Origin of the sequence: Curtobacterium sp. BRD11, assembly GCF_031844345.1 — a bacterium.
GTDB lineage: Bacteria > Actinomycetota > Actinomycetes > Actinomycetales > Microbacteriaceae > Curtobacterium.
The window spans coordinates 491,377-514,954 of the sequence record NZ_JAUZUZ010000002.1; the positions used below are offsets into that span (position 1 = coordinate 491,377).

Below are 23,578 nucleotides of genomic sequence, written 5' to 3' on the forward strand. Positions count from 1 at the left end.
CGTCCGGGGACTAGACCAGTGCGGTGAACGACGCGTCGCGCACGAGCAGCGTCGTCGCGTCGCCCTCGACGGCCTGGTCGTGGTCGCTCGACAGGCCGAGCGACCACGTGCCGCCGCCCGGCTTCTCGGGCAGCGTGAACTCGACGGTCGTCCCCGAGGCGTTCAGCAGCACCGCGACGGTGTCGTCGCCCTGCTGCAGCACCAGGATCACCGCGCGGTTGCCCGCGTCGGCCCAGTCGCCGTCCTCGAAGCCCTGCGCGTCCGCGCGGAGCACCTGCACCGTCGACTCCGAGTCACCGGGGGCCGTGCGGTACCAGAGCGGGCGGAGCGCCTCGTGCTGCTTGCGGAACGCGATCGCCGCGGTCGTGAAGGCGAGCAGGTCCTGGTCGGCGGCCTCCCAGTCGAACCACGAGATCTCGTCGTCCTGGCAGTACGCGTTGTTGTTGCCGCCCTGCGAGCGGGCGATCTCGTCGCCGCCGAGCATCATCGGGATGCCCGCGGAGAGCATGAGCGTGCCGAGGAAGTTCCGACGCTGGCGGTCGCGGTAGTCGTTCACCGCGCCGTCGTCGGTCGGGCCCTCGATGCCGCCGTTGAAGGACGTGTTGTTGCTCTCGCCGTCGTTGTTGTCCTCGCCGTTGGCCTCGTTGTGCTTCTCGGCGTACATCGTCAGGTCGGCCAGCGTGAAGCCGTCGTGCGCGGTGACGAAGTTCACCGAGCAGAGCGGGGAGCGACGGGAGCCCTCGTACACGTCGGGGGAGCCGAGCGTGCGCTGCACGGCGTCGCCGAGCGTGCCCTCGTCGCCCCGCCAGAACGCGCGGAGGTCGTCGCGGTACTTGCCGTTCCACTCCGACCAGTCGGCCGGGAACCCGCCCACCTGGTAGCCGGCGGTGTCCCACGGCTCGGCGATCATCTTCACCTCGCGGAGCACCGGGTCCTGGTGGATGATGTCGAGGAACGCGGAGTGCTTCTCGGCCTCGCCGTCCTGGCGGGTGAGCGTCGTCGCGAGGTCGAAGCGGAAGCCGTCGACGTGCATCTCCTCGACCCAGTAGCGGAGCGAGTCCGTGATGAGCCCGAGCGCGGACGGGTGCGACACGTTGAGCGAGTTCCCCGTGCCGGTCGTGTCGAAGTAGTTCGCCTCGTCACCCTCGACCAGGCGGTAGTACGACTGGTTGTCGATGCCCTTGAAGGACAGCGTCGGGCCCATGTGGTTGCCCTCGGCGGTGTGGTTGTAGACGACGTCCATGATGACCTCGAGCCCCGCGGCGTGCAGGGCCTTGACCATCTCCTTGAACTCGGTGACCTGCTGGCCCGCCGTGCCCGAGGACGAGTACTCGTCGTGCGGGGCGAAGAAGCCGATGCTGTTGTAGCCCCAGTAGTTGCGGAGGCCCTTGTCGGCCAGGGTCGAGTCCTGAACGAACTGGTGCGTCGGCAGCAGTTCGACGGCCGTGACGCCCAGGTCGGTCAGGTGCTTGATCGCGGCCGGGTGCGCCAGGCCCGCGTACGTGCCGCGGATCTCCTCGGGCACGTCCGGGTGCTGCTTCGTGAAGCCCTTGACGTGCACCTCGTAGACGACGGTGTCGCGGTACGGGGTGTGGAGCAGCGTGTCGCCGTCCCAGTCGAACTCGCGGTCCGCGACGACGGACTTCGGCATGGCGCTCGCCGAGTCGGTCTCGTCGATCTGCTCGGGGTCCTCCATGTCGTGGCCGAACAGGGCCTGGCCCCACTCGTACGAGCCGTCGACGGCGGTCGCGTAGGGGTCGAGCAGGAGCTTCGCGGCGTTGTGGCGCAGGCCGTTCGCCGGGTCCCAGGCGCCGTGCACGCGGAAGCCGTAGCGGGTGCCGACGGTCACGTCCGGCACGACGTCGTGGAACGTGTAGCCGGTGCGGTTGCGGAGCTCGGTGCGGTGCTCGGTGCCGTCCTCGTCGAAGCGGCAGAACTCGACCCGCTCGGCGGTGCTGGAGAAGAGCGCGACGTTGGCGCCCCCGTCGACGAGCGTGACGCCGAGCGGGGTGCGGGAGGAAGTGGTCATGCTCCCACTTGTAGTGGTCGGCGACTGTGTCCTCGGGTCGGTGACGTACCCCGGACATGCCGGACCGACGACGGACGGGAGGCGCGGTGCCGGCTGGCACCGCGCCTCCAGACCGTCACGTCGTCACGTCGTCACGTCGTCACGTCGTCACGTCGCGACGTCAGACCGTCGCGGTCGCCTCGTCGCGGTGCGGGAGCTTCCAGCCCGGGCGCACGAAGTGGCAGGTGTACCCGGCGGGGTACTTCTCGAGGTAGTCCTGGTGCTCCTCCTCGGCCTCCCAGAAGTCGCCAGCGGGCTCGACCTCGGTGACGACCTTGCCCGGCCAGATGCCGGAGGCGTCGACGTCCGCGATGGTGTCGAGTGCGACCTGGCGCTGCTCGTCGTTCGTGAAGTAGATCGCCGAGCGGTAGCTGCGACCGACGTCGTTGCCCTGCCGGTCCTTCGTGGACGGGTCGTGGATCTGGAAGAAGAACTCGAGCAGGTCGCGGTACGAGATCTGCGACGGGTCGAAGACGATCTCGACGGCCTCGGCGTGGTCGCCGTGGTTCCGGTACGTGGCGTTCGGGGTGTCGCCGCCGGAGTAGCCGACGCGCGTGCTGATGACGCCGGGTCGGCGGCGGAGGAGCTGCTGCGCTCCCCAGAAACACCCGCCGGCGAGGATGGCGGTCTCGGTCGTGGTCATGCTGGCCTCCTGGTCGTCGTCGTTGCCGCTGGCTGCGGCATCACCGGGTGCAACCGGCGACCCCGGGCGCGTGTTCCCGGGTCGTGGTCCATCGTGCGCCCCGGTCGTCGGTGCACGGACGGCCCACGTCCAGCCGGGCGCCACCGCGGGTGCGTCAGGCCCCGGCGCCGCCGTCCACCGGGATGCTCGCTCCGGTCACCATCGAGGCCCGGTCGCTGAGCAGCCAGGCCGCCACCTCGGCGACCTCCTCGGGGCGGGCCATCCTGCCGAGCGGTACCGAGGCGTCGATCTGCTCCGTGATCCCCGGGGTCGCCGCCTCCCACGCGGCGATCATGTCCGTCGCGGTGCCACCCGGGGTGATGCCGTTGACCCGGATGCCCTCGGGCGCCCACGTCACGGCTGCCGTCTCGGTGATGCTGTTCAGGGCGCGCTTCATCGCCCCGTAGGCCGGCAGTGCGGGGTTGGCCCGGCGGCTGCCGATGCTCGACGTGTTCACGATCGCCCCGCCGCCGGAGCGGCGCATCAGGGCGGCCTCGGCGGTCATCGCGACCCAGTGGCCCCGGAAGTTGACCGCGAACTGGGTGTCGATGTCCTCGTCGCTCGTGGCGTCCAGCGGGCCGGGCTGCTGGATCGCGGCCCCGTTGTTGAAGGCGCCGTCGAGTCGCCCGTGCAGCTCGTCGACCCGGTCGACGGCGGCCCGGATGCTCGCCGGGTCGGCGAGGTCGAGCGCGACGGCGTCCGCGGTGCCGCCGGCGTCGCGGATCCCGGAGACGACGGTCTCGAGGGACCCGGTGCTCCGCGCGGCGAGGACGACTGCGGCGCCCTCGTCGGCGAAGAGCCGGGCGGCGGCGGCACCGATGCCGCGGCTGGCGCCGGAGACGAACACGACCTTGCCGGTGAGCAGGCCGTTCGGACGGGTGGTGGTGTGATCGTTCATGCCGTCAGCGTCCGTCCCGCGGTGGCCGCGTAGCCAGGTACACCCGGTACCAGGACGGCGACGTGCCCGCGGGGGGAGGATCGGGACATGGACAAGCAGGAGCTGGCCGCGTTCCTCCGCGCACGGCGCGAGCGGTTGCGGCCGGAGGACGTCGGGCTCCCGTCGGGGACCCGCCGGCGCACACCCGGGCTGCGCCGCGAGGAGGTCGCGGTCCTCGCTCACATCTCCACCGAGTACTACGTCCGGCTCGAGCAGGCACGAGCCCCTCGGCCCTCCGCCGAGGTGCTGGCCGGCATCGCGGGGACGCTGCGCCTCACCGACGCCGAGTCCGACCACCTCCACCTGCTCGCCGGGACCGCCCGGACACGGACCGCGAGCATCCGGCGTCAGGTGCGGCCGAGCATCCTGGCGGTCGTCGACCGTCTGCCGCTGACCGCTGCGATCGTGCTCGCCGCCGACTTCGAGGTCCTCGCGTGGAACCCCCTGGCCGCCGCGCTCCTGGAGGACTTCGCCCTGCGGGACCGTCGGGGCCGCAACCTCGCCCGGCAGGCCTTCCCCGTCGGCGGGACGGGCGGGGCGTCCGAGCCGCCGTACGGCATCTCCGACGGCGCCGAGTTCCGGCACCAGGTGGTGATGCAGCTGCGGACGACGCTCGCGCAGCACCCGACGGACGTGGAGGTGGTCGCGCTCGTCGACGAGCTCCGGACGGGGAACGCGGAGTTCGCGCGGCTCTGGTCACGACACGACGTGCAGCCGGCTCCGGTGCTCACGAAGACCTTCCACCACCCGTCGGTCGGACCGGTCACGGTCGACTGCGACAGCCTCGCGCTCGTCGACGGCGACCAGTTCCTCGTGCTCTACACCGCGGCGCCGGGATCCCCCGACGCCGATGCCCTCGCGCTCCTCGGGATGCTCGCCACGCAGACTGCCGAGCGCGGCTGAGCCACGACGGGCCGGCGGTGACGACGTCGGTGGACGCGGTGCGCACCCGTCGACCCCGCACGTGCGTGTCGTCCTGCGATCGCCTACCATTCGAACACACGTTCGAATCGGGAGGTCGGGATGATGTTGACGCACGAGGTCGCCACGGTGTGGTGGGAGCGCGGGGTGCCGGACCGGATGGTGTGGCGGGATCGACGCTGGCGGGTGAGCGACAGTCCGACGCGACTGACCGCGACGGCGGAGTTCCTGCCGTCGGCGATGACCCACGCGCCGGAGCGCACGGTGGGGTGGCGCTTCCAGGTCAGCGCCGAGGGGGACGCCGTCGTCGTCGACATCGTCCCCGAGGGCGACGGCTGGGTGGTCGCGCGGACCTGGCGCTGATCACGAGCGAGTTCGTCCACCCGGCCCGCCGGTGCTCAGCGGATGAGCGCGTGCGCCAGGCCGCGGACGAGCACCGCGCGTGCGCGATCGGTCGACGTGCCGTCCGGGTCGCCCCACGCCGCGCGCCCGAGGCCGTCGACCAGGGCGAGCACCGCGTCCGCCGCCACCGCGGTCGGCTCGGCGAGCTCGACTCCGTGCCGCGCGGTCCAGCGGGTGATGCCGGCCGCCACCCCGTCGCGCCAGAGGGCTCGCTCGGCGGCGACGAGCGCGTCGTCACCGTCGAGAGCGGTGCCGCTGACGGCCTCGAGGAGGCGGAAGCGTTCGGGTTCCCGGCGCACCAGGTCCAGGTACGCGGCCACTCCGGCATCGATCGCGTCGGCGAGGTCGTGCCGCGCATCGGCAGCGGCGAGCACGCGGGGGAGGACGTCCCGTGCCTGGCGTTCGAGGAGCGCGACCACCAGGTTCCACCGCGCGCCGAAGACGTAGTGCACCACTCCGTGCGCCACGCCGGCACGCTCGGCGACCGCCCGCGTGGTGAGGCCGGTCACCCCGTGGTCGCGCACGACGAGGGCAGCCGCGTCGAGGAGCTCGTCACGCCGTTCCCCTCGGGGGCGGTACGACCGCGTCTGCTGGTCCTGCGTCATCACAGGAAGCGTACGGGGCGTCCGCAGGAGTGGTCGGCAAGCTGATCTGGCCAAACGGCCGAAAGTGGAGGAGTCCCCGTGTCGATCACCGTCCGTCCCGCATCCCCGTCCGAGGTGCCCGCCGCCGCGGCCGTGCTCGCCGAGGCCTTCGCTGCCGACCCCGTCCTCGGTGAGGTCCGACCGCCGCGTCCGGGCGAGGACCGGGTCGTCGTGCTCGGCGCCCTCTTCGCCGCGCTCGTCCGGGCCGTCCCCGAACGCGCCCGGGCGCTCGACGTCGCGGTCGACGAGGGCCGGCTGCTCGGCGCCGCGTTCTGGCAGGCGCCTCGGCCGCACGTCGGCGGCACGCTGGCGTTCGTCCGGCAGGTCCCGGCACTCCTCCGGGTCCTCGGGACCGGCGGTGCCCTCCGCGCGCTGCGGCACCTCCGACGGATGGACCGCGCCCGCCCCGATGCGCCGCACTGGTACCTCGCCGAGATCGGTGTCGCTGCCGCGGCCCGAGGTCAGGGGGTCGGCGGGCTCCTGCTCGACCACGCGCTGCGCCGGGTCGACGCCCTCGCGCAGCACGCGTACCTCGAGTCCTCGACGCCGCAGAACCGCCGGCTCTACCGTCGCCACGGCTTCGGGGACGGTGCGCCGATCACCGGCTTCCGGGCGGCCGCTCCGGTCTCGATGTGGCGACCCGCGGTCGGTTGAGCCGCGACCGACGGACGGACGGGAGGCGCGGTGCCAGCCGGTACCGCGCCTCCCGTCCGTCGGGTGGTGACGTCGGCCGTCAGGCGACCGCGATCTCGTTGGGGACGCCCGGCAGCTCGTCGCTCGACGCGACGACCTCCCCGGTGGTGAGGTCCACCGCGTGGATCTTCCGCTCGGTCGGGTCGGTCACGTACGCGACGTCACCCGCGACCTTCAGTGCGGGGTGGGCGTCCTGCCACTCGGTCGGACCCTCCCAGGCGTCGAGGACGTCGAACGTGTCGATCGGCTCGCCCGTCTGCTCGTCGAAGGTGTGCAGGGCGCCGTCGGAGCCGAGGATCACGGCTTCGTCACCGGGACCACGCGCGATGTCGCGGAAGGTGAAGCCCACACCCTCGGGCATGTCGGCGACGCGGTACTCGCCCGACGCGGCGTCGATGAGTGCGACCTGGTCGAGCAGGTAGCCCTCGCTGTCCGGGTCGTCGTTGTAGTCACCGACGGCCACGGACGAGTCCTCGGTGGTGAACAGGTTGCCGGTGCGGCCGTACTCGGTCGGGGCGTCGATCTTCGCGAAGGCGCCGTCCTGGTAGACGAGGGCGCCGTCGGTGCAGCCGAAGACCGCGACCTCGCCCTGCACCGCTCCCTCGCCGTGCACGTTCGGGCACTCCTCCGAGCGGGCGAGCTCGGTGCCGTCCTCGTCGAGGGCGCGGACGCCGGTGCGCTCCTCCTCGGTGCCGATCGTGCTGAGGAGCGTGCCGTCCTCGAGCACGATCGCGACGCCGTGGTGTGCCGCCTCGGACTCCGTGGTCTCCACCTCGGGCAGCGTGGCGCCGTCGAGGTCGTCGTGCTCGAACACCGTGACGTCACCGCTGCCGTCCGCGAAGAGCGCGGTCTTCTCGCCGTGCACGACCGCGTGACCGCCGGTGTCGGCCGGGAAGACGGCGTCGGTCAGGGCCGGGTCCGCGGCGGTGTCGAGGACCCGGAAGCCCTCGGGCACCGTGACGAGCACGTGGCGGCCGTCCCCGGCGGGGTTCACGCGGGTGAAGCCGTCGATGCTGTCGTCGGCGACGACCCGCAGGTCCTGGTCGAGGGTGAGCAGGCCGCCGTCGTACGTGAGGACGATGCGGTCGCCCTCGGCGGATGCGGCCTCCGTGGTGCGGGTGCCCTCGGCCTCCGCGTCGGCGGGGCCCGTCGAGCAGCCGGTGAGGACGAGGGCCGCGGCGCCGAGCAGGGCTGCGGGCGCGAGCGTGGTGCGCAGAGTTGTCATGCCGTTCACTGTACTGATTCTCATTCTCAATTAGAAATCGACAGGCCGTCGACGATCGCCGCCGTGTTCGACCGCATCATCCCGAGGTAGGTCGAGGCGACACCGTCCTCGGTCAGCGACTCGGTGGCGAGCGGACGGATCTCCACGTGCACGTCCACCTCGTCCGCCAGCACCTCGGCCAGCCGTGCGGGCTGCGAGAGGTCGGCGAAGATCGTCGGGACGCCCGCCTCGTCGATCGCCGACGCGAGGTCGCGCAGGTCCGCCGCGCTCGGCGACGCCAGGGTGGTCCCGCTCGGGATGACGGCGCCGACGACCCGGAAGTCGTACCGGTCCGCCAGGTACCCGAACACGTGGTGGTTCGTCACGAGTGCCCGTCGGTCCTCCGGGATGCCCGCGAACGCGTCGGACATGTCCGTGTCGAGCGTGGCCAGCTCGTCGAGGTACGCGTCGGTCCCGCTCGGCTCGACGCCCGCGTCCCGCAGGGCGTCGTCGAGGGCCTCGACGACGTCGACCATGCGTGCGGGGTCGGTCCAGAGGTGCGGATCGGGGCCGCTGTCGTCCTCCGTCGTCCACTCGAGCGCGTCGACGTGCTCGCCGGCCGTGAACACCGGGACACCGTCGGAGGCGGCGGCCTCCACGTGCCGGGCGACGCCCTCCTCGAGCCCGAGCCCGTTCTCGACGACGAGGTCGGCGCTCCGGAGCCGGGCGGCCTCCTGCGCGGAGACCTCGAACGAGTGCGGGTCGGCACCCGCCGGCATGAGGACCATCACGACGGCCGCGTCCCCGACCACCTCGGTGACGACGTCGCCGAGGATGTTCGTCGTCACCGCGACGACCGGGCGGTCCGACCCGGCGGACGAGCACCCCGCCGTCACCGCGACCAGTCCGGCGGCCACGGCCAGCGCGGCGCTGGCGCGGAACCGGCGGGTCACAGTCCGACCTCGGCGAACGCGACGGGCGCCGCGGCCAGGTCGATCGACCGCGCGAGGCGTGCACCGTCCGCGAAGTCGATCTCGTGCACCTGCTGCCCGGAGGCGTCGGCGACGTAGGCGCGCTGGGCGTCGAGCTGCAGGAGCGGCTGCTCGCCCGGGTCGAGCAGCGGTTCGGTGGTGGCGACCGTGCCCGTCGTCGCCGCGATCACCACGACTCGACCCTGGTCGTCCACGCCGACGACGTGCTCGTCCTCGTCGTCGACGGCCGTCACGGCGCGGAGGGGCCGTTCGGTCTCGACGAGTCGCCAGGTGCCCTCGCGGCTGTCGAGCAGCCACGCGCCCCGGTCGCCGGCGAGCCCGGCGACCGTCGGTCGACCCGCGCGGGCGGAGAACTCCGTCGGGCGTGCGGCCCCGTCGGGCAGCGCGACGGTGGTGGTCTCGCCGTCCTCGCCGAGGACGACCGCCCCGTCCGAGCAGCCGACCACGGCGCCGGCCCGGGTGACGATGCCGCCCGCGGGGTCGGTGCACGCGGCCTCGGCGCCGCTCGGCTCGCCGTCGGCGTCGAGCACCCGGACGCCGTCGTCGGTGCCCGCGACCAGCTGCTCGCCGAACGGCAGCAGGACGGTCGCGTCGATCCGGACCGTCTCCTCGACGTCACCCTGTCCGAGTGCGGCCCGGTCGAGGACGACGCCCTCGCCGCGCTCCGGCCAGGTGATGGTCGTCATCGTCTCCGACGAGTGCACCTCGACGGGCCCGCCGCCGTCGATCGAGCCCACCACGCGCGGTTCGGCCGCGTAGTAGTGCGTGTGGTCGCCGTGGTCGACGGTCCACGAACCGCCGTCGACGATCGTGGTGCGGTCCTCGGTGCTGCTGACGAGGAACCGTCCGTCGGTCGCGGAGTGCTCAGGCGCCTCGACGTCGTCGAGCGCCGTGGTCTCGCCGCTCAGCAGGTCGTGCACCGCCGTCTCGCCGGCGGCGGACACGGCCAGGAGGCGCACCTGCGGCTCCTGCGCCTCGCTCGCGCCCTCGACGTAGCCGTGGGGCTTCGCCGTGCCGGTCGCGTCGTCGGCGGCCGGTCCGGCGGTGCCTCCGGTCGAGCAGGCGGTCAGGCCGAGCGCGAGTCCGGCGGCCACCGCTGCGGTGGTCATGCGTCGCGCCGCGACGCGGCGGGTCGTGGTGGTGGTGGGGTTCGTCATGCTCCCTCTCGTGGTGCTGGTGCTGGTGTGGTCGTGGTCGTCCGCCGCCCCCGGTGCGGCAGCAGGGCGGCGAGGCCGCGGGAGACGGCGACGCCCGCGACGGCGACCGCTGCGATGCTCGCGCCGGCGGCGGTCCCCGCGTGCCAGGAGACGAGCAGGCCGGTGGTGACGGCGGCGCTGCCGATCACCGCGGCGAGGAGCATGGTCGACCCGACCTGCCGGGTCCAGGCCCGGGCCGCGGCGGCGGGCGCGAGCAGGAGCCCGACGACCAGGAGCGTCCCGACCGCGCGGTAGGACGCGACGACCGCGAGCGTGACGAGCCCGACGAGCACGACCTCGGCCAGTCGGGGGCGGAGGCCGAGCGTCGCCGCCTTCCGGACGTCGAAGGCGGCCGCGGTGAAGGGCCGGTGGAACGCCGCGGCGAGGACGAGTGCGACGGCGACCGCGACGGCGAGCCCGCCGAGGTCGGTCCGGGTCACGGCGAGGACGTCCCCGAACAGGATCGCGGTGACGTCGGTGGCGAAGGACCGAGACGAGGACACGATGATGACCCCGAGGGCGAGCATGCCGACGAACAGCAGCCCGATCGAGGTGTCGTACGACAGCCGGGCGCGACGACGGAGTGCGCCGACGCCGACCACCATCACGCCCGCGCTCACGGCGGCTCCGAGCACGGCGGGGATCCCGGTGAGGGTGGCGACCGCGACGCCCGGGAGCATGCCGTGTGCGAGTGCCTCGCCGAGGAACGCCATGCCCCGTACGAGCACCCACGTGCCGACGACCGCGCAGAGGACCGCCGCCAGGGTGCCGCCGACGAGGGCGCGCAGCATGAAGTCGACGGAGAACGGGTCGGTCAGCCAGGTCACGCTGGGAAACGCTACATGAAAACGACTATCGATACTGATAGCGTGCTCAGGTGCTCACCACCGCGCTTCCCCCTGCCCTCGAGGTCACGCACCTCGTCGTCCGACGCGGTGACCGGACGGTGCTCGACGGTCTCGACGCGACGTTCCCCGCCGGAGCCGTCACGGCGCTCACCGGACCCAACGGATCCGGCAAGTCGACGCTGCTCGACGCGCTCGCCGGAATGGTGACGCCCGTCGGCGGAGGCGTGTCGGGCCTCCCGTCCGGCGGTGTCGCGTACGTGACCCAGGCGGTCCCGCCGTCCGCGCTCCCGCTGACCGTGCGGTCGACCGTCGCGATGGGGCGGTGGCGGGCACGGCCCTGGTGGCGACCGCCCGGACGGGCGGACCACGCGGTGGTCGACGCGCAGCTGGACCGGATGGGCATCGCCGACCTCGCCGACCGGCCGCTCGACGAGCTGTCCGGCGGGCAGCGGCAGCGCACGCTCGTCGCCCTCGGTCTCGCGCAGCGCGCGCCGGTCCTGCTCGTCGACGAGCCGACGGCGGGCGTCGACGCGGCGTCCGCGGCCCTTGTGACGGCGGCGCTCGCCGCGGAGGCCGCCGCGGGTGTCGTCGTCGTCCACGCGGCGCACGACCCGGTCGCGATCGCCGCTGCGGGCCGGGTCGTGGCCCTGGCGTGATCTCAGAAGATCCCCGCCGGATCTTCTGAGATGATGGGCGATCTCAGAAGAATTGCCCGTGGTGTTCTGACGTCCGTACGGAGGGCTGCGCATGACGACCTGGCCTGCACTCGGTCACGAGGAGCTGGAGTGGACGAGCCGGTACGCCGAGGTCGGCGTCCGCGCGGCGCGCCGTGCTGCGCTCTCTGAACGGTACCGAGCGGCCGTCCCGCCGATGATCGCGGCACTCCCGCTCGTCCTGGACGATGCACTTGCAGTCCTGGTCGATGAAGCAGCCACAGCGCTCGCCCGGTTCGACGGTGAGCTGGGTGCTCGCGTGGCGCCGTTCTCCTCGCTGCTCCTGCGCTCCGAGGCTGCAGCGTCGTCGCAGATCGAGCACCTGACGGCCAGTGCGCGCCAGGTGTTCACTGCAGAGCTCGGCGCACCGGGGAAACGCAACGCTCAGGAGATCGTCTCGAACACCCGTGCGATGCGCACCGCGGTCGAGTTGTCGGACGCGCTGACCACGGACACCGTCCTCGCGATGCACCGTGTCCTCATGGCAGACGATCCGCACCACGAGGCGGGCCGCTTCCGGCAGGAGGCTGTCTGGGTCGGAACGAGCGGCAGGAGCCCGGTGGGCGCGGACTTCGTGGCTCCGGCGTGGCAGCGTGTGCCGGCGCTGGTCGACGACGTGATGGGGTTCGCGCGACGAGTCGATGTCCCGAGACTGGCGCAGGTCGCCGTTGCCCACGCGCAGTTCGAGACGATCCACCCCTTCACGGACGGGAACGGCCGGACCGGGCGGGCGCTGCTGCAGGCGATGCTCCGTTCCAACGAGCTCACGCAGAACGTGACCGTCCCGGTGTCCGCGGGCTTGCTCACCGACACGGACGGCTACGTCGCAGCGCTCACGGCGTACCGGAGCGGAGACATCGCGCCGATCGTGCGTGCGGTCTGCGACGCGGTCTTCGTCGCTGTGGCCAACGCGCGCCGACTGGTCGGCGACATCGAGAGGATCAGGCGCGGTTGGACCGAGCGGGTCACGGCGCGTCGTGACTCGGGCGTCTGGACCGCGATGGACATCGTCGTGCGACAGCCGGTGCTCAACGCCACGGTGCTGGCCGCGGAGATGGGTGTCGAGCCGCGGAACGCCTACCCGCACATCCAGAAGCTGGTGGAGGCCGGCGTCCTGGTGTCGAAGAACGAGTACCGCCACGGCGTGCTCTACCGGAACGACGAGGTCCTGCAGGCACTGGACGCCTTCGCAGCGCGAGCGGGGAAGCGAGGCTGACGCCGCACGGCGGGTCCGATCGGGTCAGGCCGACTGATCGAGGGCAGTCCGCGCTGCTGCCACCACCGCCGCGTCCGTGACGGTGTGGCCGGAACCGTCGTCGCCGCTGCCCATCGGGACGCCGTCGTGACCGCCCGCGACCGACCGCTTGGCGGAGAGGTGCACCGCGGCGACCCCGGTCGCGACCAGTGCTCCGATGTCCCGCGCGTGGACCCCGGCCCCCGCCATCACCTGCACGGGCCCGGCGGCGTCGACCATGCGCGCGATCGTCGTCGCTCCCGCCGGGGCGCTCGCGGCGCCGCCGGAGGTCAGCACCCGCGTGACGCCGAGGTCGGCGAGCCGCGCGACCGTCGCGACCGGGTCGGCGGCGTGGTCGACCGCGCGGTGCAGGGTGACCTCGGCGTGCGCGGAGACCGAGCGGGTGGCGGCCACGAAGCGGCGGAGGGCGTCCTCGTCGAGGGTCCGGTCCGGGCGCAGGGCACCGACCACCACCCCGGCCGCTCCCGAGCGCAGGACCGTGCGGACCTCCCGCTCCATGAGCGCGAGCTCGTCGTCGTCGTACGTGAAGCCCCCGGGGCGGCAGCGCACCAGGGCGTGCGCCGGGATCCCGGTCTCGTGCGTGGCCTCGACCAGGGCCTGCGAGGGCGTCAGGCCGCCCAGCTCCAGGCCGACGCAGAGCTCGACCCGGTCGGCGCCCCCGTCACGGGCGACCAGGGCCCCGGCGGGCGACGTCACGGCGATCTCGAGGGCGACGGTCATCAGGCGGCTCCGAGGGGTTCGTTCGACGGCGGCACGATGCGCGCGGACAGGTCCGGCGGCGTCGCGAACTCCCGATCGTAGGGGAACAGCGGCCGCTCGATCCGGTGGTGCCCGAGGCGGAGCAGGTCCTGGTCGACCCCTCCCGGAGTGAGCGCCAGCATCCAGTCGGCCGCCATGTCGAAGAGTTCCGGCTCGAGGTAGCCGATCTTCACGACGACGACGTCGGCCCGACGCGGGTCGAGGTCGAGATCGGTGAAGTCGTGCTCGTGGTGGTACGGCTTGCGGAGCGTCGTCAGGATCGCGAAGACGCTGCCGACCTGCAGCACGACCTCGGTCTCGGCGTCCCGATCGCCGTGCTCGATCGCGTGCACCCGGCCGGTCATCGTGATCGGCCCCGCGTGGACGTCGTCGACCTCGGCGCCCGCCGTCACCGTGACGGTCGCCCCGACCCCGGCGGCCACGGCCTCGGCGACCGCCGCCGGACCGGGGACGCTCGCGTAGATGACGGTGGGGCCGTCCGGCGCGGCGAACGCCGGGTGCGCGAGCACCTGCGTGAGCCCCCACGTCACGTCGCCGGAACCACCGGCGGTCGGGTTGTCGCCGGAGTCCGAGACGAAGAACGGGCGCGCGGCACCGGGCGCGAGCGCGGTGGCGAGGCACTCGTCGAACGTGCCGGTCGGTGCCACGAACGCGAAGTCCTCGCGTGCGTCCCAGAACGCCCGGGCCAGGCGCTCGGCGCCGGCGGCCACGACGTCGCGGTCCCACCCGGTGACGACGGTGACCGCTCGGTCGCGGGGCTGGTCCGCCCAGGCGTACCCGACCCAGATCGCAGCGTCGAGCACGCCGTCCTCCTGCTCGACCTCCGGTACCTGCGCGTAGATCGACGCCGCGGGTTCGATGCGGGTCGACGTCTGCTCGCCGGGCAGCAGCACCGGGATCGGGATCCACGCCTTCACCGGGCGCCGTCCTCCGACCGGCCTGGTGGTGAGCACGTCGACCAGGTTCCGGACCGCGCGCTCCTTCGTCTCGAGGGTGTCCTCGTGCGGGGCCGTCCGGTAGCAGGTGACGAGGTCCACCTGGTGCGCGAGCTCCCGTGTGACGTTGCCGTGCAGGTCCATCGATGCCGACACGATGACGTCCGGCCCGACGACCGCGCGGATGCGGCCGAGCAGGTCGGTCTCGGCGTCGTCGAGTCCCTCGACCACCATCGCGCCGTGGATGTCGTACCAGAGGCCGTCGACCGGCCCGATCTCCGTCAGGCGCGCGACGATCTCGTCGGCGAGTTCCTCGTAGGCCGGCCGGGCGACGACCCCGCCGGGCAGCGCGTGACCGATGAGCGCTCCGCGGAACTCGGCCGCGTCGGCGTACGACGCCAGGAATGGGTACCGCGCCACGACCTCGTCACCGCGGTCCGGGTGGAAGGCGGGCGCGAGCGTCCGGGTGGGCGTGAAGGTCGAGGTCTCGATCGCGAGTCCCGCGATCGCGATCACCGGGCGACGTGCGTCCGGAGCGGCGGCGGTGACGGCGGGGTCGGGCACGGGATCAGCATAGGCAGCGGCCGCGGAGACCCGGTGTCGGTGGAAGTGCGGACTGGCGCGGCCCCCGGACGAGGGTCAGGATGACCGCAGTTGCATCCTGCAACGGTGCAGGAGCCAGGAACAGAGGAGTCCCCGTGAAGCACACCCTCGCAGCGGCGTTCGCCGCCGTGGCCGTCGTCGCCGGCGGCGTGTTCGCCGCCACCCCCGCCTCCGCGCTGCCCGCGGGCACCGAGGTCGTCGGCGGCGAGAAGGCACCCACCACCACCACCTGGGCCGTCCAGCTCGAGGCGTCCGGCGGCACCATCCCGTCCGGGTACGTCAGCAACTGCACCGGCGAGCAGATCAACGCCTCGTGGATCGTCACCGCCCGCCACTGCATCGACGGCATCGGCGCGATGAACGTCTACCACTCGAACTCCACCACGAACCGCGGCACCGCCGTCGCGATCGACCGCGTCAGCGCCGCGCCGGCCGGGGACATCGCGCTCGTGCACCTGCGCAGCACCTACGCGCTGTCGACCTACGCCCCCCTCGACCTGACCGCCGCGGCGAAGTCGAGCGGGACCGGCGTGATCCAGGGCTACGGCCTGCGGGCGAACGCGCAGCAGTCGGACGCGCTGTACCAGGCGACCGTGTCGCTCACGGGTGCGACGCGCGACGCCTACAGCGGCAAGGCGCAGCACGTCACCGGCGTCACCGGCGCATCGAACCACGGCGACTCCGGCGGCCCGCTCCTGGTCAACGGCAAGGTCGTCGCGGTGTGCTCCACCGGCGACAGCGCCGACCCCGGTGCGGACACGACGGCCGGGTCGAACTACGCACTGCTGTCGCAGTCGTCCTCGTGGATCCGGTCGACGGCGGGCGTCTGACCGACGCGACCCACCGACGGACGGGAGGCTCCCCACCAGCTGGTGGGGAGCCTCCCGTCCGACACGTGGTGACGTCGGCGACGTCGGCGACGTGGGCGCTCAGGCGCCGTGCGCCTCCTCGGCGACCGGCTGCCACTCGCGCCACGTCGCGAGCCGCGACTCGTAGTCCTGCTCGGCGATGCCGAGCGGCGCCTTGCCGAAGAAGACCCGCAGCGGCGGCTGCTCGGCGTCGACGACCTTGAGGATCGCCGAGCGGGTCGCCTCGGGCTTGCCCGGGTCCGATGCGGACGGACGCTTCGAGGCGGCCTCGCGGACGTCCGCGTAGGCGTCGAGCTCCTCGCTGTGCTTCGAGGACGGACCGGACCAGTCGGTCGAGAAGCCGCCCGGCTCGACGAGGGTGACGGAGATGCCGAACCCCGAGACCTCCTGCGACAGGGACTGGGACAGGCCCTCGAGCGCCCACTTCGACGCGTGGTACGCGCCGACCGTCGGGAAGGCGCTGATGCCGCCGATGCTCGATACCTGCACGATGTGGCCCGAGCCCTGCTCGCGCATGATCGGCAGCGCCGCCTGCGTGACCCAGAGCGCGCCGAAGAAGTTCGTCTCGAGCTGCGCGCGGACCTCGTCCTCGGTGAGCTCCTCGACCATGCCGAAGTGGCCGAAGCCCGCGTTGTTCACGACGACGTCGAGCCGTCCGAAGTGCTCCGCGGCCTGCTGCACCGCAGCGGTGTCGGCGGCCTTGTCGGTGACGTCGAGCCGGATCGCCAGGAAGGTGTCCGGGTACTGCTCGACGAGTACCTGCACGTCGTCGGTGTCCCGGGCAGTGCCCGCGACGGAGTCCCCGCGCTCCAGGGCGGCCTCCGCCCACTCGCGGCCGAAGCCCTTCGATGCTCCGGTGATGAACCAGGTCTTGGCCATTCGCTGCCTCCAGTTGCTGATCGGGTGACCGCGAGCAGGCAACGCCCGTCGCCCGGGCGCGACCTGTGTGCCCGGGTGACACGTGGCCGACTGGACCGGCACGGAGCAGCTCGCGAGCACCATGGCCCCATGAGCCAGTACGAGAAGCGCGACCCGAACTCCCTCTACCCGAAGCCGCCGTTCCCGAAGCAGGAGCAGTCCCTGCCGGGTGCCGCGTGGAAGATGGACCCGGAGCCCGACCACGGCGAGCAGAGCTACGTCGGCAAGGAACGGCTGACCGGCTTCCGCGGCATCGTGACCGGTGCCGACTCCGGCATCGGCCGCGCCGCCGCCATCGCGATGTCCCGTGAGGGTGCCGACCTCGTCCTCTCCTACCTGCCCGACGAGCAGGAGGACGCCGAGCAGGTCCGCGACCTCCTCGAGTCCGAGGGGCGCAAGGCCGTCCTCGTCCCCGGGGACATCTCCGACGAGCAGTACTGCAAGGACCTCGTCCAGAAGGCGGTCGACGAACTCGGCGGGCTCGACACCCTCGTCATGGTCGCCGGTCGCATGGACAGCAACGACGACATCCTGTCGCTGACCACCGAGCACTTCGACTCGACGTTCAAGACGAACATCTACTCGCTGTTCTGGCTGACGCAGGCCGCGGTCCCGCACCTCGAGCCCGGCTCGACGATCGTCACGACCGGATCGATCCAGGCAGCGACCCCGTCGCCCGACAAGATCGACTACGCGATCTCGAAGAGCGCCGTCAAGACCTTCACCGAGGCCGTCGCGCAGCAGCTCGCCCCGAAGGGCATCCGTGTCAACTCGGTCGCGCCGGGTCCGGTGTGGACGCCGCTGCAGCCCGGGTCCGACGACGCCGAGACGGTGTCGCACTTCGGCGAGCAGTCGCCGTTCGGCCGCCCCGGCCAGCCGGCCGAGCTCGGAGCCGCGTACGTGCACCTGGTCAGCCCGGAGTCGAGCTACCAGTCCGGCTCGACCATCACGATCGCCGGCGGGACGCCCGCGTTCTAGACGGTGCTGCAGGAGGACGGGAGGCGCGGGGCCCGCTGGCACCGCGCCTCCCGTCATCCGGAGGATCGCCTCAGCGACCCGCTCGCCTCAGCCCTGCGGCGGCGAGTACAGCTGCAGGTCGTTGCCCTCGCTGTCCTTGAAGGGCACGATCTTGCCCCACGGGTGCTCGCTGACGTCACCCGCGAACTCGACGCCCTTCGACCGCAGGTCGGCGACCTCGTCCTCGATGCTGCCGTCCGGCTGGAACGACACGACCGCGCCGCCCCCGCTCGACGGGCTCGCCGACTCCCGGCCGTTCAGGCCGATGCGCAGGCCGTTCGCGTCGATCTCGCTCCAGTCGTCGTCCTCGCTCGCGACCGTCAGGCCGAGCGCGTCACGGTAGAACGCGACCGCGCGCTGCATGTCACTGACCGGTACCCAGACCGCTGCCACTCCGCTTGCCATGGTGTTCCTCTCGTCATGCCGTCTCGTACTCGGCCGACGGTAGGTCGCGTGGTTGCGTGCGGACACAGGCGGGGTGGTGTCCCAGTGCTCGGGTGGCAGTGTGGGCTGTGACGACGGGAGCAGGGCATGGCTGGTGTGACGCACGTGGTGCTGGTGCAGTGGGACGCAGCGCGGGACGGGGTCGGCGAGCACGCCGTGCAGGCGGATGCGCTCTGCCGTGACCACCTGCCCCGCATCGACGGGGTGGAGTCGGTGCGCTCCGGGCCGAGCATCAGCACCGAGGGCCTCGAGGGTGGGTTCGACTGGATGCTCACCGTGCGCTTCCGTGACCGCGAGGCGCTCGCCGGGTACCTGCCGCACCCGGAGCACCGTCCGGTCGCCGACCACATCGGCGCCGGCAGCAGCCGCGTCGTCGTGTTCGACGTCGAGGACTGAGCCGGGGACGTCCTCCGCCGGGCCACGAGCGTCAGGCTGAGCGGTCTCTGATCTGCGGGGGCCGCGTGTGCCGGGCACGGGCGGCTCTCCCTGGGACGATGGGCGGATGAGCACCGAGCCCGAGCGCCGCCGGAGGAGGGCCGACGTCGTCGGCATCCTCGAGCCGAACCCCCACCCGCTGGCGACCGTCACGATCGGCATCGGGGCCGTGGTCGTGCTGACGGTGATCGGGTTCTTCCTCGGATCGGTGGACGCGGGGCTCGCGAAGGCGTTCAACACGCTGCACACCGGCGCAGTCGGTGCGTTCACGACGGCGGTCTACCACGTCATCAGCCCGGTGCCGGCGATCGCGATCACGTTCGTCGTCGCTGGTGTCATCTGGTGGCGGGCACGGGACCTCCGACCGGCCCTGGGCTTCGGCATGACGATCGCGATCACGTGGCTGCCGTCCGCCGTCGTCAAGGAGATCGTCCACCGCGCCCGGCCCGACGTGGCACTGCTGCCGCACCCGTTCCCCGTCCAGCCCGACCCCGGGTACCCGAGCGGGCACACGGTCTACATCACGGCGTTCGTGATCGCGCTCGTGTGGGTCGTCCGCGAGACGCGGTGGCACCAGGTCGCCCGGGCCGCCGGTGTCGTGGCGATCGTGGTCGTGTTCCTGTCGGTCTCGATCGACGCCGTGCACTACCCGACGGACGCGGCGGCCTCGATCCTCTGGGCGCTCGCGGTCGCGCCGGCGGCCCGGGTGGTGTGGGTCGACTGGGCGATGCCCCGCATCCCGTTCCTCCGCCCGCGTGAGGGCGCCGCGGTACCGCTCGGGCGCCGCCACTGAGCGGCGCACGGCCCCGCGGCCCCACGCCGCTACGCCCGGCTGCGCCGCTACGCCCGGCTGCGCCGCGCCGCCACGCGCGCGACGACGGCGACCACGGCGGCCGCGAGCATGACGACCGCGAGCGGCGCCGCCGTGTCCTCGCCCCCGATGCTCACGAGCGGCGACACGAGCGCCGCGAGCCCGAACTGCAGGGCGCCGAGCACGGCCGAGGCGCTGCCGGCGACCCCGGGGACCGCGCCGAGCGCCAGCGCCGTCGCGTTCCCGAGCACGAGGCCGAGCGATCCGACCGCCGTGAAGAGCGGCACCGCGAGCCAGAGGACGGGCGCCCCGGTCACGACGAGCAGCGCGAACGCCACGGTGGACGCCACCACGAGGGCGATGCCGAGCGTCAGGACGCCCTCGACCGAGCGGGTCGCGGTGAGCTTCGCCGACAGGATGCTCACGCCCATCAGCGCGAGTGCGTTCAGACCGAAGGCGAGCCCGTAGCCGACGGTGTCGAGCCCGAGCATGCCCTGGTACAGGAACGGTGACGCCGAGATGTACGCCATCATCACCGCGAACGCGAAGCCGAAGACCGCGGTGTAGCCGACGAAGGTCCGCGACCTCAGGGCCCGCAGCGGGGAACCGGACGCCACGCGCTCGGCCCGGAGCGCGTCACGCCGCGAGCGCAGGTGCGTCTCCCGAACGACGGCGAGCACGGCGACGAGCATCAGCACCGACAGGCCGAGCACGATCGTCAGCAGTCCGCGCCACCCGATCGGTCCGGTGAGCAGACCGCCGAGGAGCGGTGCCACCACGGGCGCGACCCCGCCGACGATCATCATGAGCGAGAAGGCGCGGGCGGCGGGCTTGCCGGTCGCCAGGTCGGAGATCACGGCGCGGCCGATCACCATGCCGGCCGCCCCGCCGAGGCCCTGCAGCAGCCGGGCGACGACGAGCACCGCCACGTTCGGCGCGAGCACCGCTGCGGCGCTCGCGAGGACGCAGAGCGCGGCGCCGGCGAGGAGCGGGGGCACGCGGCCGAAACGGTCCGACAGCGGCCCGAACACGAGCTGCCCCGCGGTCACGCCGACCAGGAACGCCGTCAGGGTGAGCTGCACGGTCGTCGCCGAGGCGGACAGCTCCGTGGTCATCCGCGGGAACGCCGGCAGGTAGAGGTCGGTCGCGAAGGGCGCGACCGCGCTGAGCAGGCCGAGCACGAGCAGCAGGGGAGTCGTGATGCCCGTGGGGCGGGTGGAGGGCGTCGCCGTGGTGGCGCGGATGGATCCGGTGTCCGTCGTCATGGTTATGAAACCATAACTCATCGTCGCTGGACGGTACAGTGACGCCATGGCACCAGCGGTCTCCGACGACGCCCTCGCCGAGTTCGCCGACGTCGTCCTGCGCATCGGTCGCGAGGTCGACCCGCACGGCCCGCACGCGCTCGACATCGTCCCGCTGACCGGCACCGAGGCGCTCGTGATGCGCTGGGTGCACCGGAACCCGGGTGCGTCCCCGAGTGCCGTGGCCGACGCCACGGCGCTGCAGCGCAGCAACTGCAGCGTCGCGCTCCGCTCGCTCGTCGCGAAGGGCATGGTCGAGCGCCGCACCGACCCGGGCGACGCCCGGACCGTGCAGCTGCACCCCACCGCCCTCGCCCACGACAGCATCGCGCGGTTGCACGCGCACTGGGCCGAGCGGCTCCGAGCCGCCCTCGGCGGCGACGAGGACGGCATCGACGTCGCCGCCGACCTGCTGGCGCGCATCGACGACGGCCTGCGCCGCGGCTGACGTCGGTCTGGAGGCGCGTGGCGGGCCCGCCACGCGCCTCCAGACCGTCACCAGCTGCGTCCCGACGGGTCCCGCGTGCCGTCCGGACGGGCTTGGTACCCTGGGGGGACACAACAGCAAGCAGTGTGTATCTACCGGCCGTCGGCCCCACCGACGGACAGCGGCGGCACCCGATGGGCCCGCCGCCGGACCAGGCCGGGCCCCAGAAGGCACACCCCCTCATGCTCCAAGCCCGACGCTCCGACGCGTCCCTCGTCTCCTTCGCCGGTCGGTGGTACTTCCCGATCGCGTTCATCGCCCGTCTGCCCTTCGCGATGATGGTCGTCGGTGTCCTCACCCTCGTCGTCGCGTCCCGTGACTCCGTCGCCCTCGGTGGCATCAACTCCGCCTTCGTCGGGATCGGCTCGGCGATCTTCGGACCCCTCGTCGGTGCGGCCGCCGACCGCTTCGGCCAGCGGGCCGTCCTCGTCCCGGTCGGACTCGCGAACGCCGTCCTGCTCGGCGTCCTGCCGATCGTGGTCGCGAGCACCGCGCCCGACCTCGCGGTCCTGGCGATGTCGTTCCTGATCGGCGCGACCGCACCGCAGGTCGCCCCGATGTCCCGCACGCGACTCGTGGCGATCATCCGCCAGCGCATGTCCCCGGCACGCCGCGACAAGGTCTTCAGCGGCACGATGGCGTACGAGTCGGCCGCGGACGAGACCGTCTTCATCGTCGGACCGTTCCTGGTCGGCCTGCTCGCGAGCACGATCGCGCCGTGGGTGGCCGTCGCCGGTGCGTCGGCACTGACCTTCGTCTTCGTCACCGCCTTCGCGCTGCACCCGACCGGCGCCCTCGTCGTCGGTGGGCCGGCACAGGAGACGCGCGCACCGGCCCGGCAGCTGCTCCGTCCGCGACTCCTCGTGGTCGTCGTCGGGATCCTCGGCATCGGACTCTTCTTCGGGTCGACGCTGACCTCGCTGACGGCCTTCACGGAACAGCACGGCGAGGCGTCCCAGGCCGGCCTGCTGTACGGCGTGATGGGGATCGGGTCCGCAGCACTCGCACTCGGATCGGCGGCGTTCCCGCAGCGGTTCGGTGTCACCTGGCGCTGGCTCGTGTTCGGGGTCGTGCTGCTGGGCGGCGCGATCGCCTTCAGCCGGGCGGACTCCGTCGTGGCGGTCGTCCTCGTGCTCGGGATCATGGGCATCGGCATCGGCCCGACGCTCGTCGCGCAGTACAGCCTGGGATCGGACCGGTCGCCCGTCGGCCGTTCGGCGACCACGATGACGATCCTCGGCTCGGCGGTCATCGTCGGACAGTCGGTCGCGTCGGCCGTGGTCGGCGAGGTCGCCGAGGGTGCGGGCACCGGTGCCGCGATGGCGTTCCCCGCGTACGCTGCCGCGCTGGTCGTCGTCGCCGCCGTGGCGGACCTGCTGCTCGCCCGCCGCGAGGACGCTCCGGCGGCCGCGACCGCCTGAACCGGTCGCCGCGCGCCGTCGGTCGCCGCTCGGTGCAGGCTGGACTGCATGCGCATCCTCGTCCTCGGCGGCACCGCCTGGCTCGGCCGGACCGTCGTGCAGCACGCTCTCGACACCGGCCACGACGTCACGTGCGTCGCGCGCGGCTCGGACGTCCCCACCGGCGCCCGACTCGTGCGGGCCGACCGGGACCGCGACGACGCCCTGACCGGGGTCGCCAGCGAGCGATGGGACGCGGTCGTCGACGTCTCCCGCACCCCGGAGCACGTCCGTCGCGCAGCCCGTGACCTCGAGCCCGTCGCCGACCGGTACGTCCTCGTGTCGACCGTGAGCGTCTACGCGTCCCAGGCCGAGCGCGGTGCCGACGAGCACGCCGCCGTGCTCGAGCCGTCGGACGACCCCGCCGAGTACGGCGCCGCGAAGGTGGCGTGCGAACGTGCGGTCCTCGACGCCTTCGGCCCCGAGCGCGCCTCGATCGCGCGGGCCGGGCTCGTCGGTGGACCAGGTGACCACACCGGACGTTCCGGCTACTGGCCGTGGCGGTTCGCCCGTGCAGCCGAGAGCGGCCGCGCGGTGGTGGTCCCGGCGCGCACGGATCGACCCACCTCGGTGATCGACGTCCGCGACCTGGCGGGATGGCTCGTCGGAGCGGCCGAGGGCCGACGAGCGGGTGTCCACGACGTCCCCGGCGAGGTCGTCACGCTGGGGCAGCACCTCAAGGAAGCACGGGCCGCAGCGGCCGTGGACGTCCCGGTCGTGGCGCTCGCGGACGAGGTGCTCCTCGCGCGCGGGGTGGCGCCCTGGGCGGGGGAGCGGTCCCTGCCGCTGTGGATCCCCGACGACGACCACCAGGGCATGAACGACCGACCGGCAGACCGCGCGCGTGCGGCCGGCCTGACACGGAGGCCACTCGCCGAGACGCTGGCGGACGTGCTCGCGTGGGAGCAGCTGCAACCGGTCCACCCGCACGGCGCCGGCCTCTCGGACGACGACGAGGATGCGGTCCGCGCCGCCGGGTGA

25 protein-coding genes are annotated in these 23,578 nt (G+C 72.9%); 12 read left to right on the forward strand and 13 right to left on the reverse strand.

From position 1 onward, the window contains the following. Positions 1-10: 10 nt before the first annotated feature. From glgX to Q9R28_RS07000, 3 genes are all read right to left on the reverse strand, one after another. The gene (gene glgX, locus Q9R28_RS06990; RefSeq protein WP_209684531.1) at positions 11-2,029 is read right to left on the reverse strand and encodes a glycogen debranching protein GlgX; all 2,019 of its coding nucleotides are present in this window, start codon (positions 2,027-2,029) and stop codon (positions 11-13) included. A gap of 160 nt (positions 2,030-2,189) precedes the next feature. Further along, entirely contained in the window at positions 2,190-2,711 is a 522-nt protein-coding gene (gene msrA, locus Q9R28_RS06995; protein WP_066651533.1) for a peptide-methionine (S)-S-oxide reductase MsrA, read from the reverse strand. A gap of 154 nt (positions 2,712-2,865) precedes the next feature. Continuing rightward, complete coding sequence (locus Q9R28_RS07000; RefSeq protein WP_209684528.1) at positions 2,866-3,648, reverse strand: SDR family NAD(P)-dependent oxidoreductase; 783 nt, start codon at positions 3,646-3,648, stop codon at positions 2,866-2,868. Positions 3,649-3,735: 87 nt separating this feature from the next. On the opposite strand from Q9R28_RS07000, the gene Q9R28_RS07005 reads away from it, so the two are divergent. Together Q9R28_RS07005 and Q9R28_RS07010 are read left to right on the forward strand one after the other, a co-directional pair. Beyond that, complete coding sequence (locus tag Q9R28_RS07005) at positions 3,736-4,590, forward strand: helix-turn-helix transcriptional regulator (protein ID WP_066651538.1); 855 nt, start codon at positions 3,736-3,738, stop codon at positions 4,588-4,590. Between the two features lie 120 nt (positions 4,591-4,710). Continuing rightward, on the forward strand, positions 4,711-4,971 hold the full coding sequence (locus Q9R28_RS07010) for a hypothetical protein (protein ID WP_066651540.1): 261 nt from the start codon (positions 4,711-4,713) through the stop codon (positions 4,969-4,971). 35 nt (positions 4,972-5,006) lie between these two features. Here the strand turns inward: Q9R28_RS07010 and Q9R28_RS07015 are convergent, their stop codons facing one another. Next, positions 5,007-5,615, reverse strand: coding sequence for a TetR/AcrR family transcriptional regulator (locus tag Q9R28_RS07015; RefSeq protein WP_209684516.1), 609 nt, complete (start codon positions 5,613-5,615; stop codon positions 5,007-5,009). A 78-nt stretch (positions 5,616-5,693) separates the two neighbouring features. On the opposite strand from Q9R28_RS07015, the gene Q9R28_RS07020 reads away from it, so the two are divergent. Beyond that, positions 5,694-6,308 carry a GNAT family N-acetyltransferase gene (locus Q9R28_RS07020; RefSeq protein ID WP_251154260.1) on the forward strand — a complete coding sequence of 205 codons (615 nt, stop codon included), beginning with the start codon at positions 5,694-5,696 and terminating at the stop codon, positions 6,306-6,308. Between the two features lie 79 nt (positions 6,309-6,387). On the opposite strand, the gene Q9R28_RS07025 is transcribed toward Q9R28_RS07020, so the two are convergent. Genes Q9R28_RS07025 through aztB form a run of 4 tightly spaced genes read right to left on the reverse strand, consistent with a single transcriptional unit; the run spans position 6,388 to position 10,566 of the window. Continuing rightward, positions 6,388-7,572 (reverse strand): hypothetical protein, encoded by a 1,185-nt coding sequence (locus Q9R28_RS07025; protein WP_245172018.1) that lies wholly within the window; start codon positions 7,570-7,572, stop codon positions 6,388-6,390. A gap of 26 nt (positions 7,573-7,598) precedes the next feature. After that, on the reverse strand, positions 7,599-8,504 hold the full coding sequence (locus Q9R28_RS07030) for a metal ABC transporter solute-binding protein, Zn/Mn family (RefSeq protein ID WP_374191728.1): 906 nt from the start codon (positions 8,502-8,504) through the stop codon (positions 7,599-7,601). Further along, positions 8,501-9,700 carry an ABC transporter gene (locus Q9R28_RS07035; RefSeq protein ID WP_251154258.1) on the reverse strand — a complete coding sequence of 400 codons (1,200 nt, stop codon included), beginning with the start codon at positions 9,698-9,700 and terminating at the stop codon, positions 8,501-8,503. The genes Q9R28_RS07030 and Q9R28_RS07035 overlap by 4 nt, the downstream gene beginning before the upstream one ends. Next, positions 9,697-10,566 carry a zinc ABC transporter permease AztB gene (gene aztB / locus Q9R28_RS07040; RefSeq protein ID WP_311205753.1) on the reverse strand — a complete coding sequence of 290 codons (870 nt, stop codon included), beginning with the start codon at positions 10,564-10,566 and terminating at the stop codon, positions 9,697-9,699. Before aztB ends, Q9R28_RS07035 begins: the two co-directional genes overlap by 4 nt. A 50-nt stretch (positions 10,567-10,616) precedes the next feature. Here aztB and Q9R28_RS07045 point away from each other — a divergent pair, with 50 nt between their 5' ends. Together Q9R28_RS07045 and Q9R28_RS07050 are read left to right on the forward strand one after the other, a co-directional pair. After that, on the forward strand, positions 10,617-11,243 hold the full coding sequence (locus tag Q9R28_RS07045) for an ATP-binding cassette domain-containing protein (protein WP_311205754.1): 627 nt from the start codon (positions 10,617-10,619) through the stop codon (positions 11,241-11,243). Between the two features lie 91 nt (positions 11,244-11,334). Continuing rightward, complete coding sequence (locus Q9R28_RS07050; protein ID WP_311205755.1) at positions 11,335-12,516, forward strand: Fic family protein; 1,182 nt, start codon at positions 11,335-11,337, stop codon at positions 12,514-12,516. A 24-nt stretch (positions 12,517-12,540) separates the two neighbouring features. Here the strand turns inward: Q9R28_RS07050 and Q9R28_RS07055 are convergent, their stop codons facing one another. Next, positions 12,541-13,275 carry a copper homeostasis protein CutC gene (locus tag Q9R28_RS07055; RefSeq protein ID WP_271827078.1) on the reverse strand — a complete coding sequence of 245 codons (735 nt, stop codon included), beginning with the start codon at positions 13,273-13,275 and terminating at the stop codon, positions 12,541-12,543. Continuing rightward, positions 13,275-14,813 (reverse strand): M81 family metallopeptidase, encoded by a 1,539-nt coding sequence (locus Q9R28_RS07060; protein ID WP_311205756.1) that lies wholly within the window; start codon positions 14,811-14,813, stop codon positions 13,275-13,277. Before Q9R28_RS07060 ends, Q9R28_RS07055 begins: the two co-directional genes overlap by 1 nt. A gap of 134 nt (positions 14,814-14,947) precedes the next feature. Here Q9R28_RS07060 and Q9R28_RS07065 point away from each other — a divergent pair, with 134 nt between their 5' ends. Further along, entirely contained in the window at positions 14,948-15,682 is a 735-nt protein-coding gene (locus tag Q9R28_RS07065) for a S1 family peptidase (protein ID WP_311205757.1), read from the forward strand. Between the two features lie 99 nt (positions 15,683-15,781). On the opposite strand, the gene Q9R28_RS07070 is transcribed toward Q9R28_RS07065, so the two are convergent. After that, a complete protein-coding gene (locus tag Q9R28_RS07070; protein ID WP_311205758.1) occupies positions 15,782-16,600 on the reverse strand; it encodes an SDR family oxidoreductase in 819 nt (272 codons plus the stop codon). A 129-nt stretch (positions 16,601-16,729) separates the two neighbouring features. On the opposite strand from Q9R28_RS07070, the gene Q9R28_RS07075 reads away from it, so the two are divergent. Next, positions 16,730-17,617, forward strand: coding sequence for an SDR family oxidoreductase (locus Q9R28_RS07075; RefSeq protein WP_066651561.1), 888 nt, complete (start codon positions 16,730-16,732; stop codon positions 17,615-17,617). A gap of 87 nt (positions 17,618-17,704) precedes the next feature. On the opposite strand, the gene Q9R28_RS07080 is transcribed toward Q9R28_RS07075, so the two are convergent. Then, entirely contained in the window at positions 17,705-18,061 is a 357-nt protein-coding gene (locus Q9R28_RS07080; protein WP_250367744.1) for a VOC family protein, read from the reverse strand. A gap of 126 nt (positions 18,062-18,187) precedes the next feature. Here Q9R28_RS07080 and Q9R28_RS07085 point away from each other — a divergent pair, with 126 nt between their 5' ends. Both Q9R28_RS07085 and Q9R28_RS07090 read left to right on the forward strand, forming a co-directional pair. After that, the gene (locus tag Q9R28_RS07085) at positions 18,188-18,496 is read left to right on the forward strand and encodes a Dabb family protein (protein WP_311205759.1); all 309 of its coding nucleotides are present in this window, start codon (positions 18,188-18,190) and stop codon (positions 18,494-18,496) included. A 106-nt stretch (positions 18,497-18,602) separates the two neighbouring features. Then, entirely contained in the window at positions 18,603-19,328 is a 726-nt protein-coding gene (locus Q9R28_RS07090; protein ID WP_311205760.1) for a phosphatase PAP2 family protein, read from the forward strand. 47 nt (positions 19,329-19,375) lie between these two features. Here Q9R28_RS07090 and Q9R28_RS07095 read toward each other — a convergent pair whose 3' ends face one another. Further along, a complete protein-coding gene (locus Q9R28_RS07095) occupies positions 19,376-20,611 on the reverse strand; it encodes a multidrug effflux MFS transporter (RefSeq protein WP_311205761.1) in 1,236 nt (411 codons plus the stop codon). A gap of 46 nt (positions 20,612-20,657) precedes the next feature. Between Q9R28_RS07095 and Q9R28_RS07100 the strand changes: the two genes are divergently transcribed. The 3 genes from Q9R28_RS07100 to Q9R28_RS07110 all read left to right on the forward strand — a co-directional run bounded on the left by Q9R28_RS07100 (position 20,658) and on the right by Q9R28_RS07110 (position 23,578). Further along, positions 20,658-21,098 (forward strand): MarR family winged helix-turn-helix transcriptional regulator, encoded by a 441-nt coding sequence (locus Q9R28_RS07100; RefSeq protein WP_311205762.1) that lies wholly within the window; start codon positions 20,658-20,660, stop codon positions 21,096-21,098. 221 nt (positions 21,099-21,319) lie between these two features. After that, positions 21,320-22,558, forward strand: a complete 1,239-nt coding sequence (locus Q9R28_RS07105) for an MFS transporter (protein ID WP_311205763.1) — start codon at positions 21,320-21,322, stop codon at positions 22,556-22,558. Between the two features lie 48 nt (positions 22,559-22,606). Further along, positions 22,607-23,578, forward strand: coding sequence for an NAD-dependent epimerase/dehydratase family protein (locus tag Q9R28_RS07110; protein WP_311205764.1), 972 nt, complete (start codon positions 22,607-22,609; stop codon positions 23,576-23,578).